At 70.0% G+C, this 12,850-nt stretch carries 4 protein-coding genes and 2 pseudogenes; 3 read left to right on the forward strand and 3 right to left on the reverse strand.

What is annotated here, in order from left to right:
- The 3 genes and pseudogenes from ACIRP2_RS36485 to ACIRP2_RS36495 form a co-directional block, all read right to left on the reverse strand.
- Window positions 1-185 (reverse strand): annotated as a pseudogene (locus ACIRP2_RS36485) (hypothetical protein); the annotation flags it as partial.
- 845 nt (window positions 186-1,030) lie between these two features.
- Window positions 1,031-1,438, reverse strand: a complete 408-nt coding sequence (locus tag ACIRP2_RS36490) for a hypothetical protein (RefSeq protein ID WP_404258081.1) — start codon at window positions 1,436-1,438, stop codon at window positions 1,031-1,033.
- 226 nt (window positions 1,439-1,664) lie between these two features.
- Window positions 1,665-1,915: pseudogene (locus ACIRP2_RS36495) on the reverse strand (transposase); the annotation flags it as partial.
- A gap of 803 nt (window positions 1,916-2,718) precedes the next feature.
- On the opposite strand from ACIRP2_RS36495, the gene ACIRP2_RS36500 reads away from it, so the two are divergent.
- The 3 genes from ACIRP2_RS36500 (at window position 2,719) to ACIRP2_RS36510 (ending at window position 12,849) form a co-directional block, all read left to right on the forward strand.
- Window positions 2,719-4,002, forward strand: coding sequence for an MFS transporter (locus ACIRP2_RS36500; protein WP_404258083.1), 1,284 nt, complete (start codon window positions 2,719-2,721; stop codon window positions 4,000-4,002).
- The gene (locus ACIRP2_RS36505; RefSeq protein WP_404258085.1) at window positions 3,941-7,666 is read left to right on the forward strand and encodes an amino acid adenylation domain-containing protein; all 3,726 of its coding nucleotides are present in this window, start codon (window positions 3,941-3,943) and stop codon (window positions 7,664-7,666) included. The genes ACIRP2_RS36500 and ACIRP2_RS36505 overlap by 62 nt, the downstream gene beginning before the upstream one ends.
- A 161-nt stretch (window positions 7,667-7,827) precedes the next feature.
- The gene (locus ACIRP2_RS36510; protein ID WP_404258086.1) at window positions 7,828-12,849 is read left to right on the forward strand and encodes an amino acid adenylation domain-containing protein; all 5,022 of its coding nucleotides are present in this window, start codon (window positions 7,828-7,830) and stop codon (window positions 12,847-12,849) included.
- Window position 12,850: the final 1 nt, after the last annotated feature.

A 12,850-nucleotide genomic window follows, 5' to 3' on the forward strand; every position in this document is an offset into this window, starting at 1 on the left:
GACTTCGCCGGCAGCATCGGCAGACCGGCCCCGGTCTCGCCGAGGTGGGTGAGGCCGGAGTGTCTCCATTCGTGTAGGTCCCAGCCCGTGCCCGGCACCCCACCCACGGCCGTATGCGCGTCCAGGAGGGCTCGGGCCTGCCCGCCGTTCCTGCTGGCCCGGAACTGGCGGGTGCTTTCCCTCACGCTCGCAAGCGTGCCCTGAACACGGTGGTAGATCCCAGTCGGGCGGCTGTACAAGTTCCGCAACCGCACAGCCCACCACGAGGGCATCTGATACCTGCCGCTCGAAGCCCGTTGTGACGACATCTGGGGGCTGAAGCCGCCGCCGCGGCAGGCACCGATCCAGCGAGCTCTACAGAAGTTGAGCCAGAACCGATTCTCGTGAACAAGCCAAGCCACCAATGAGGCCGGAACCGTCGACTCACCTCCGTTCGAGCGAAGGTGAGCCGCTCTTCTGCGTCACTGAGGAGGCCGAGGATGTGTGCCCTCCGCGCGAGCGGAGGTGAGCTGGCGATCGTTTCAGGTTATGGGGACCTGCTGCGGGAGTCACTTGGGCTGCGCACTGATACAACAGGGCCCGGCCCAGACCTCGGTGTCGAGAATGTGGGCGCCGAGCCGGTCGCGGATGATGCCGACACTGACCGCGCCGGAGGTGAGCTGCTTCTTGCACCAGATGCAGGCGCGGCCGGCGGACTAATCCCATGTCAGCCCGCTGGGTTCAGGAAGCGGGCGGACTGGGGCAGTCATGGCTTCTTGGCCTTGCACTGGTCGCACTCGCAGGCCGGATACGCGTTCCGAGGCTCCACGGTCGTAAGCGGCGGGACTTCGGCCTTGGGTCGCACGACGCGCGTTCGGCCGTGCCGATCCATCACGTCTCGACGAGGACGAGGCTCGGCGTAGCAGTGACGGGGCAGCGTCCTCGGTCCGGTTCGGGCAGGCCACCATCATCGGCCGATGCGCCTTCGGCGGTCCTTTGGCTCCGGCGCCGGGAAGATCCGCAGGTCCGGCCTGCGTGATGGGCGCGGGGATTATCCGGCGGGGGTGAGCGTGAAGGCCACCTTGTCGTAGAGGTGGCCGTTGACCTGGAGCTGGATCGTATGGGCGCCCGGGCAGTAGCGGCGCGTGCTGATGGGGCGGAAGGAGTGGCTGCGCCCCAGTTCGGTCGTCTCGCCGGGGGGCAGGGTGCGCTTGGTGAGTTTGAAGACTTTGGAGGTCGGCTGGCCGTTGGCCTTCTTGTGGTGGATGACGTAGTCGATGGCCAGGGTGACCGGCTTGTTCGAGATTTTCGTGATGCGTGCGGTGAAGTCGAGTGTGCTGCCCAGGGGGATGCCGGTTCGCTCAAGGTGAGGGCCCTCCACCTTGAGATCCGTGCGGTCGCCGTGGAAGCCGACCAGTTCCAGCACCGCTGGGTTGCCCTGTTTGACGAGGGTGGGCATGGCGTGGCGGATCAGGGCGGGGGGGCCGATGCGGAGCCGTGTCCTCGCTGAACGGACCCGCACCGTCTGGTAGTTCCGGCACGTCCCGCCGTCGTCGGGGCCGCTTGCCACCCTCACCGGCGTTCCCCGGATCAAGCTGCCCCCAAGCTTCAATCAGGCCGCTACGACGGCCCGACGGAAGTGGCCTTTCACCACCTCTCGATCAACATCGCGCCTCGTGGCGCACAGCTCGGCCGCGAAGAAAGACACCGGCGCCTTCAGGATCTCGTTCGCCCGCTTCAGCTCGGCGTTCTCCTTCTTCAACGCCTTCAGCGCCGCGGATTCCTCCGTCGTCGTCCCCGGCCGGCTTCCCGTGTCGATCTGGTCCTGGCGGACCCACTTGCGCAGCGTCTCGGTCGTCCCGATGCCCAATTTCTGGGCGACTGCCTTCATCGCGACCCACTCGGTGTCGTACTCCGGCCGCACCTCGGCGACCATGCGGACCGCCCGTTTGCGCAGCTCAAGCGGTTAGGGGGAAGGACGTGCCATGGCTCGATCCTCTCTAATGATCGAGTCCCTACCAAACCGGGAACGGTTCACGCTCCTGTACGCAAACTGTGAAGGAATACCTTGGGAAATGCCTTGACTTCCCCATGACTCCCCCACGGCTTCTCCGTACACGCAACCGTCTCCGCTGCTGAGCGGCGGTCTCCGCTGCCCGGCGGAAGGCCACCGGTGCCGGTGCCGCGTCGGCAGCAGTGGACAGAGAGCCGTTCGGCCAGGTGCCGCCCTTGTGCGGTTGGACGTGGCGGTGGCCGACCCTCCGCGGTGGACGCGCGGGGCGCCCGTCCCGCTCGCCCTATGCCGGACAAGGCATCCTTTGTCGGTCGTTCCGGCCGTGTCGTCCCGGTGCGATCAGGGGAATTTGAGTGTCATGCGAAGGAAGGGCAAGGTCAAGAACGCGCCAAAATTAATCCTTGACTCGAACTTCACGGGACTGTTAGAACATGTGGCGGAAAGCAAGGGGGTTTCCGCATACGGCGGTGAGAGCAGGTCGGGGGGGCTGCCTCAAGTATTCCTGTCGGAGGATTCGAACGTGGGCCCTGTGTGCCTGCGTATCAACAGCCGAGCCTATTGTCGGCGTCGGATTGAGTATCTGAATTCGCTCTGCCTGCTTGTCATGTCAGCGTGGTGGTCCATCCGCGCTTCTTCTTCTTGCACGGCCATACGGGTAATCGGCGTGTACAGCACGCCTGCCCGTGCACTTCTCTGCCTACAGGCCAACAGATGGGTGCGGTTTCGTGAAAGCATATCTAGCCATTTTGCGCCTCAGGGACTACAGATTGCTCTGGTCGGCCCTGGTGCTAAATCTCCTGGGGGACGGCGCCACCTATGCCGCGCTCGCCTGGATCACGCTCGACAAGGCCGGCGCGGCCGGTCTGGGCATGCTGGGCGTATGTCTCACCCTCCCCGTGATCGTGGGAGGCGCGTTCGTCGGACCACTGCTCGACCGGTTCTCCCGGCGCATGCTTTTCATCTCCGACTCGGTCTTCCGCGGTTTCGTCGTCGCGCTCGTTCCGCTGCTGGAGCTGGCCGGCGCGCTGCAGGTCTGGCACCTGTACGCGGTCGCGCTGGTCTACGGCCTGCTGAAGATCATCCCGCTGGCCGGCACCCCGGCGGTGCTGCCCGAACTGGTCCCCGAGGACAAGCTCCAGGCCGCCTCCGGACTGGAGGCCACCGCGATGGGTGCCGCCAACGTTGTCGGACCCGCTCTCGGCGCGGTGCTGATCACAGCGATCGGCGCGCAGAACGTCCTGTTCCTCGATGCCGCCACGTACTTCGCCTTCGCCCTGCTGATCAGCATGATCAAGGCGCCCCTCGCCCGCCCCGAGCCGACCGGCGACGCCCCCGCCGACAAACCCGGCTGGGGACCGGTCTTCAGGCTGGTCACCCGCGACCGCTTCCTGCTGGTGCTCACCCTCTCCTTCGGTGCCTTCAACGTCTCGGCGGGCGCCCTGGTGGTCGCGCTGCCCTGGCTGGCCAAGGACGAGTTCCACGGCGGCCCCGGCGTGCTCGGCCTGATGCTGGCCGTGATGGCGGTCGGCGAGCTGATCGGCTCCCTCGTTTCCGGGGCCGCGAAGACCTCCGAGAAGCAGATGCTCCGCATCGGCGTCCTGCAACTCCTGTCCGGGGCCGTGCTGTTCCTCCTGGTCCCCAAGGCGCTTCCGTTCATCCTGATCGGTCTGGTGCTCAACGGCATCCTGTCCGCACCCATGACGGTCCTCGGCGGTGTGGTCCGTATGACCCGCGTACCCAACGTCATGCGCGGCCGGGCGATGACACTGATGCGTACCGTCATGGCCGGTGCGCTGCCCGCCGGTTCCGCCCTCGGCGGCGTCCTGCTGAGCGGCGACCACTACAGCGCCCTCATCCTCGTCGTCGCCTCGCTCGCCGTCCTGCCCGGCGCCCTCACCCTGATCCTGTTCCGCAACCACCCCTTCCGGCTGGGGGTGACAGCAGACCATGACCAGCTTGAGCAGCGGGACACCGACCCGGACGCCGACCCCGTCCCCGCCGGTTCCTGAACCCCGGTCCGACACATCGGGCGACGCCGTCCTCCTCGTCACCGACCACCCACGCACCCGTGACGCCGCCGAAGCACCATTCGCCTCGCTGCGCCTGCCGAACGCGGCCACACCGCACGACCTGGCGGCCTTCGCCGTACTCCTGCACCGCTACACCGGCCAGCGACGGCTGCTGATCGACGCCGACCTGAGCGAGAGCGGCTCCGGGTCCCTGACCCTCGCCATCGACCCGGACGAACCGGTCGCCGCCCTGCTGGCCCGGACCGCCCACGCCATGCCGCGCGGGCGGCCCACCGGGACCGCCGTACGCTACGCGGACCATCCGGTGCCGGTAGGGACCGAGGAACTGGGTCTGACCCGCGACGGAGCCGACCTGCTCCTGGGGTACCGGACCTCGGTCTTCGACGAGCCGACCGCGCGGCGTCTCGGCGGCCATCTCTTGCGCGTCGCCGGCTTCCTCGGCCGGTGCCCGCAGGCACCGGTGCACGAGGCCGACCTGCTTGGCGACGAGGAACGGGCGCTCATCCTCGGTGTGTTCAACAACACGGCCAGGCCGTACCCGGACACCGCCACCATCCCAGCCCTGTTCGGCGAACAGGCCCGGCGCACGCCGCAGGCGACGGCCGTCACCGATCGCGCCGGGCAGCTGACCTACGGCGACCTCGACGCGGCCTCCGACCGGCTGGCCCGCGCCATCCGGGCGGTCGGGGCACGCCACGGGGAGCGGGTGGGCCTGCGCACCGGGCGCACCGCGGACCTCGTCGTCGGCGTGCTGGGCATCCTCAAGGCGGGCTGTGCCTACCTGCCGCTGGAGAGCGGCCACCCGGCCGGGCGCACCGAGTGGCTGCTCGCCGACTCGTCGGTGCGGGTCCTGGTCGCGTCGCCCGGCATGCCCGTGGACTTCGCCTTCGACGGTGCGGTACTCGACCCCTCGGCCCCCGGCCCCGAGGCCCCGGCCCCCGGCACGGACCAGGGTTCGGCGGCCGACCTCGCGTACATCTGCTACACCTCCGGAACCACGGGGCAGCCCAAGGGCGTCGAGGTCACCCACCGCAATGTGGTGCGGCTCGTCAAGGGCACGGACTACGTCCGTTTCGGACCGGACCTCAGGGTCCTGCCCACCGGCTCCATCGCCTTCGACGCCAGCACCTTCGAGCTGTGGGCCCCGCTGCTGAACGGCGGCAGCGTGCACCTGGCGGACTCCGACGTCATCCTCGACGCCCGCGCCCTCGCGCGCGAGCTGAGCGCACACGACGTCACCACCCTGTGGCTGACCTCGCCGCTGTTCAACCAGCTCGTGGAACAGGACCCCACCGCGTTCCGCGGGCTGCGCGAACTCCTCGTCGGCGGTGACGCCCTGTCGTCCGTGCACATCGAGAAGGTCATGGCAGCCTGCCCCGGCGTCACCCTGGTCAACGGCTACGGCCCGACGGAGAACACCACGTTCTCGCTCACGCACCGGATAGGCCCCGACGACCTCGGGCGGATACCGATCGGGCGTCCGATCGCGCACTCGACCGCGTATGTCCTCGATGACCGGGGGCGGTTGTGCCCCGTCGGGGTTCCCGGAGAGTTGTGCCTGGGCGGAGACGGTGTCGCGCGCGGCTATCTGGGCCGGCCCGAGCTGACCGCCGAGCGCTTCGTCGAGGACGTGCTCTCCCCGGACGGCGGACGGCTGTACCGCAGCGGTGACCTGGCTCGCTGGCGCCCGGACGGGGTCGTCGAGTTCCTCGGCCGACGCGACCATCAGGTGAAGATACGCGGGTTCCGTATCGAACCGGCCGAGGTGGAGAAGGCCATGCTCGGCCACCCCGACGTGGCGGAGGCGATCGTGATCGCCCGCTCCCGTCCGGGCCGGGGGGACAAGTACCTCTGCGGCTACTACGCCGGGCCGCGGCCGCCCGCGCAGGAGGACCTGCGAGCTCATCTGGACCGGGCGCTCGCGCCGCACATGATTCCCGCGTACCTCGTCCCGCTCGACGCGCTGCCGCTGAACCACACCGGCAAGGTCGACCGTGCGAGTCTGCCCGACCCGGACGGCGGCCACCTGCCGCCGGACACCTCCTTCGTCCCGCCTGCGGACGACATCGAGCGGACCCTGGTGGAACTCGCCGAACGGGCCCTGGGCATCACCGGCATCGGGGTCGCCCGCGATCTTCGCGGTCTCGGCGCCGACTCCCTCACCGCCACCCTGATCGCCGCCGGCGCCCGCGAGCGGCTCGGACGCGAGTGCCCGGTCAGCGCCGTACTGCGGTCCGGTACGCTCGCCCGCCTCGCCGCGCTGCTGCGGGAGAGCGCCGCCACCGCACCGGCGATCGAGCCCGCGGCCGAGCGGGCGGCCTACCCCGTCACTCCGCAACAGCGCCAGCTCTACTTCGAGCAGCTCAAGGACGAGCGGGCGGTGCACTACAACGTGCCGCTCACCCTCGAACTCCCCGCCGAAACCGACCCGTTGCTGCTGGCCGACGCCCTGCGCCGACTGGGCCGCCGCCACGACGCGCTCCGCACCCGGTTCGCCGTGGCGGAGGACGGTCAGGTCACGCAGTACATCGACGCCGGCATCGAGCCGGAGGTCCGGGTGTACGACGGGGAACCAGGACCACTCGCCGGGTTCGTGCGGCCCTTCGACCTGGGTCGGGCGCCCCTGTGGCGGGCGGACGTGCACCGCACCCGGACCGCCGTGACCCTGCGCCTGGACCTGCACCACATCGTCGTCGACGGCTTCTCGCTGACCCCGCTGCTGGAGGACCTCGCGGCCCTGTACTCGGGCGACGAACCGGCGCCGCCCGCACTCCAGTACCGCGACTACGCTGTCTGGCTGGCCGGACCCGCGGGAGACGGCCTGCGGGAGTCCCAGGAACCCTACTGGCGGCGGCTGTTCGCCGCTCCGCCCGACCGGAGCGATCTGCCCACGGACCTGCCCCGACCCCCACTGCGGACGCTCGCGGGCGACGCCGTCGTGTTCGACCTCGGCCCGGAGCGCACGGCGCGCCTCAGGGAGCTGGCCAGACAGCGGGAGGTCACCCTGTTCGCAGTGCTGGCCTCGGCGTACGGCATCCTGCTCGGCCGGCTCAAGGGCACTGCCGATGTCACGATGGGCACACCCGTCTCGGGCCGCACGGTCCCCGGAATGCACCGGACGGTCGGCATGTTCGCGCAGACGGTCTGCCTGCGCGGTGACGCGGACCCCGCACTGCCCTACGACACCTATCTGTGGCGTACCGCCCGCACCGCCGAGGAGGCCTTCGCCCACCAGGACTTCCCCTTCGCCGACGTGGTCGCCCTGGCGGCGCCCGTACGCGACTACAGCCGTACCCCGCTGTTCGACGCACTCATCGCCCTGCACAGCGGCCGCTATCTGTCGATGGACTTCCAGGGCGTCCGGGTGCCGCTGCGGCTGGAACAGACCGGGCAGGCCGTCTTCGACCTCAACATGCAGATCCACGAGGACACGGGCACCCTGCGGGTGGCCTGGGGCTATGCGTCCGGACTGTTCTGCCGGGACACGGTGGAGAGCTGGCGCGAGGACTTCACGGCCCTGCTCGACGCGATCACCGCCGAGCCGTCGGCCGCACTCGGCGCACTGTGTCGCGGCCGTCCCGCGTCCCCCGCACCGGTGGTTGTGGACGCCGGCCCCGACTTCGACTTCGACTTCGACTTCTGACTCTCCGGGCGCCTGCCGCGCCTTCGACCTCTGACCCGCCGGGCGCGCGCCCGGCCCTCTGACGCCGTCACCCCCACCGTGCCACGGGCGGCCGTTCGCGATTCGTCGATCACTCCATGTTAACGCCTGATCACACACCGCTTCAGCGCAGGAGGCATTGCATGAAATCGCTCGACCACGAGCCAGCACTCGCCGCACCGCACGCGCAGGCCGACCACTGGCGATCCCAGCTGGCCTCGCTCACGGAGCCCTCCGGCTTCCTCGCCGACTTCCGGCCGCGGGCCGGCCGTACCGAGATCGAGGCGCGGACCGGCACTCACGCCCTCCGCCTCGGTACGGCCCTCACCGAACGGCTCGACCGAATCAGCCGCGGCAAGCCCGAGATGCTCCATGTCGTCCTCACCAGCGCGCTGGCCGCCCTGCTGTGCCGCCACACCGGCCAGGACGAGGTGGCGGTCGCCCAGCCGACGCGGGGAGCCGCGCCCGAGTTCGCGGGCGGTCCGCTGCTGGTGCGCGTGACGCCCGACGGGACCTTGCGCGAGCTGCTGACCCAGGTCTTCGCCGCCGTACGCGAGGCCGAGCGGCACCAGGACTTCGCGGTGGCCGACCTCGCCGCCGAACTGGAGCGTGCCGACGTCTTCGAGACCGCGCTGGAGCTGGCAGGGTTCCACGACCCCGGTTACACCGCCCCCGGCGGCACTCGGTTCGTTGCCGCACGCGAGGACGGCGAACTGGTGGTGAGCCTCCATTACGACCGCCACCGCTTCGCCGAGGCGTCCATGCGGTGCGTCGGCGCCCAGTACGCGCTGCTGCTGGAGGGTGCCACGGCCGAGCCCGACCTGCCGGTGAACCGGATCGAGCTGCGTACCGCCGAGGACGACGCCGTCGTCGAGGCGAGCAATGACACCCGGCAGCCCTTCGACCAGGACGCCACCCTGCACGGCCTGTTCGCCGCCCAGGCGGCCCGCACCCCCGACGCGCCGGCCCTCCTGACCGACGACACGACCGTCACCTTCGCCGAACTCGACGCCCGCTCGGACCGGTTGGCACACACCCTGCGCGAGCGCGGGATCGGCCCGGACGCCGTCGTCGCCCTGATCGCGGAGCGCTCGCCGGAGCTGATCACGGGCATCCTCGCCGTCCTGAAGGCGGGTGCCGCCTATCTGCCGGTCGACCCCGCCTACCCGCGCTCCCGCATCGACTACCTGCTCGCCGACAGCTCCGCCCGCCTCGTCCTGCACCAGGCCCGCTTCACCGGCGCCGCCGGCGACACCCCGAGGATCGACCTGGACGACGAGGCGGCGTACGCGGGCGGCACCGGCCCCGTCGAACCGCCGGCCGGCGCGGGTGACCTCGCCTACGTTATCTACACCTCCGGGTCGACGGGGCGCCCCAAGGGTGTCCAGGTGGAACACCGCAGTGTCGTCAACCGGCTGCACTGGATGCAGCGCGCCTACCCCGTAGGCCCCGGCGACGTCCTGCTCCAGAAGACCTCCGTCTCCTTCGACGTCTCCGTCTGGGAGCTGTTCTGGTGGTCCTTCACCGGAGCCGCCCTCGCCCTGCCCGCCCCCGGCGCCGAGAAGGACCCGGCGGAGCTGCTGGCCGTGATCGACCGGCACCGGGTCACCACCGTGCACTTCGTGCCCTCGATGCTCACCATGTTCTTGGGACACCTCGCCCGGTTCGGCGACGGCACCGGACTCGGCACCCTGCGGCAGGTCTTCACCAGCGGCGAGGCGCTGAATCCGGTCCAGAGCGAGAAGTTCGCCGAACTCGTCCCCGGCGCCCGGCTGGTCAACCTCTACGGCCCCACCGAGGCGACGGTGGACGTGACCCACCAGCCGGTGGCCGGGCTCGGCGACCTGGCCCGGCTGCCGATCGGTCGGCCCATCGACAACATCCGGCTGTATGTGCTGGACGCCGAGGGACAACAGGCCGCCGTGGGCATCCCCGGCGAACTCCATGTGGCGGGCGTCGGCGTGGCACGCGGCTACCTCGGGCGGCCCGAGCTGACCGCGGAGAAGTTCGTCACCGGCGAGGCGGTACGGGCCGCGACCGGCGAGGAGCGGCTGTACCGCACCGGGGACCGGGCCCGCCGGCTGCCCGACGGCACGATCGACTACCTGGGCCGGATCGACCTCCAGGTGAAGGTGCGCGGATTCCGGGTGGAGCCGGGCGAGATCGAGGAGCGGCTGTGTGCCCACGACCGGGTGCGGGACGCCGCGGTCGTCGCCGTGGACGACGGATGGCAGACCTCGCTGCGCGGCTTTGTCGTCCTGGACGGCGAGGCGAGCGAGGCGGCGCTGAAGGAGCACATCCGCCAGGAGTTGCCGGAGTACATGGTTCCGGGCCGCGTCCTCGTGCTGGACGAGCTTCCGCTCACGCCCAACGGCAAACTGGACCGTGCGTTCCTGCGCAGCCCCGAAGCGCTGCGCAGGAAGGCGAGCGCCCATGTGGCGCCGCGTAACGAGCGCGAGGAGACCCTCGCCGGCATCTGGCGGGAGGTCCTCGGTGTCCCGCGGGTCGGCGTGCGCGACAACTTCTTCGCGTTGGGCGGCAACTCGATCCACTTCGTGTCCGTGCTCGCCAAGTCCCGTGCCAAGGGTCTGGACTTCACCTTCCAGCAGCTCTTCCGGCACCAGACCATCGCGCAGCTCGTGGAGTCCATCGACGGCGGCGACCCGTCCGCGACCGTGGTGGCGGACGTGGCGGCCCGTGGCGCCTTCCAGCCGTTCGAGCTGATCTCCGAGGCGGACCGGGCCCTGATGCCCGAGGACGCGGAGGACGCCTACCCGCTGTCGATGCTCCAGGCGGGCTTGATCTTCCAGACCGAGATCACTGGCGGTCTCGGCCAGTACCACGACGTGCTGAGCTACTCGATCACCGGTGCGTTCGACGCCGACGCGTTCACCGAGGCCGCACGGCGACTGACCGGCCGCCACCCGATCCTGCGCACCACCTATCACCTCACCGGCTACAGCGAGTTCCTCCAGATCGTGCACCGCGAGGTGCCGCCGCCGCTGACCGTCGACGACCTGCGCCACCTCGACGCGGACGGGCAGGAGGCCTGGCACGAGCGGTGGCTGGCCCGCGAGAAGTCCCGCGCGTTCGTGTGGGAGGAGGGCGGCCTGGTCACCCTGCATGTGCAGGTGCTCGGCGAGGAGCAGTACCGGTACACGGTCAGCCAGCACAACTCGGCGCTGGACGGCTGGTCCATCTCGCTGCTGCACACCCAGCTGTTCGAGCTGTACCACCTGATCCGTGAGGGCCGCGAGAGCTCCCGCCCGCCGGTCGACAACCATCTGCGCAACTTCGTCGGCCTGGAGCAGGAGGCGCTGCGTTCCGCACAGTCGCGGGACTTCTGGCGCCAGGTGATGGAGGACCCGCGGCCCGCCTCCGTGCCCCCCAGGCCCGGTGCCGGGCACACCGACGACTTCACCGTCGTCCTGCGTGACGTGCCGCTGCCCGAAGGCCTCGCCCAGCGCATCGAAGCCACCGCCGACGCCCTGTCGGTGCCCTTCAAGGACGTCCTGCTCGCCGCCCATATGAAGGTCCTCGGACTGGTCTCGGGCCAGGACGCGGTGATGACCGGGTACGAGCACAGCGGCCGGCCCGAGCTGCCCGGCGCGGAGACCACGCTCGGCCTGCATCTGAACACCGTCCCCTTCCAGGTGGCCCTGGCGGGCGGCAGCTGGGCGGACCTCGTGCGCCGGGTCTACAGTGCCGAGCTGGACCTGCTGCCCCATCGCCGCTACCCCATGGCGAAGATGAAGCAGGACCTCGCCACCCAGCGCACGCTGTTCGAGACCACCTTCAACTTCACGCACTTCTACCTGCTGAAGAACCTCAGGCAGCTGCCCGAGTTCTCCCTGCTGGGCATGCGCGTTGACTCGGAGACCGAGTTCCCCTTCCGTACGGAGTTCTCCCGCAACTTCTTCTCCGACGAGGTCGAACTCTGCCTGCACTACCACACCCACCTCTACGACGAGGAGCAGATCGACCGGATCGGCGGCTACTTCGTCCGCGTCCTGCAGTGGATGACGAGCGAGCCGGACGCGCCGCACGAGGCACGGCAGTTGCTCGCCGAGGAGGACGCGGCACTGCTGGGCCACACCGTCGCCGGACCCCGTACCGAGGTCGGCGCGACGGCTTCGGCCGCCGGCCCGGCCTCCGCGGCGACCCTCGCCCGCATCCGTACGGCCTGGGCGTCCGTCCTCGGCGTGCCGGACGAGGAGATCGGGGCCGACGCCGACTTCTTCGCCCTGGGCGGCAACTCGCTCTCCGCCCTGCGCGTGGTCCTGGAACTGGACGGCCTGGTCACCCTCTCCCACATGACCCGCGTGTCACGGCTGGCCGAGCTGGCCGCGCTCGTGGACACCCGCGCACAGGACGACGAGGAGGAACTGCTGCACCTGCTGTCGGCCACCGCCGAAGGAGCCCGCGCGGCGGTGATCTGCGTGCCGTACCCCTGCGGTCACCCCGTCAACTTCAAACTCCTCGCCGACGCCATCGGCGAGCTGACCGGCGAACTGGTCGTCTACGGCCTCGAACCGCCCGGGCACAACCCCAGCCGTCCCGGAGAGTTCACCGATGTCATCGAGACGGTAGAGCGGACGGTGGCGGAAATCGAACGGCGGGCCGACCTGCCCCTGATCCTGTGGGGCCACTGCGGTGGCGCGGCGGTGACCGTCGAGCTGGCCCGGCTGCTGGAGGAGCGCGGCTTCGACCTGCGGCACGTCTTCATCGGCTCCAAACTGCTACCGACCGCCGCCGAGATGCGCGAGTCCGCCGAGATGATCGAGAGCTGGACCGACGACGAGATCATCCGCTATATGGTCGAGGAGACCGGCTACAGCGAACTGGACGGCCTCGATCCGCGATACGCGTCCTTCACCGGAGATCTTTTCCGGCACGACGTGTGCGGAGGCTACCGCTACTTCATCGGCCTGACCGACAACGGGCCCGACTGGCGGATCGAGACCCCGGTCACCGTCGTCGTCGCCGACGACGACAAGGGACTGACCCACGCGGCCGAGGAGTTCCGCTGCTGGGAGCGCGTCGCCGACCACGTCGACTTCCACCGGCTGGCATCGGGCGGCCACTACTTCGTGCGCGGGAACCCCGCCGGCACCGGAGAACTCATCCGACGGGCCTGGGCGTCCGCCGCCGAGCAGGAGAACTGAC

It is taken from the genome of Streptomyces sp. NPDC101194 (genome assembly GCF_044767885.1).
Classification (GTDB): domain Bacteria; phylum Actinomycetota; class Actinomycetes; order Streptomycetales; family Streptomycetaceae; genus Streptomyces.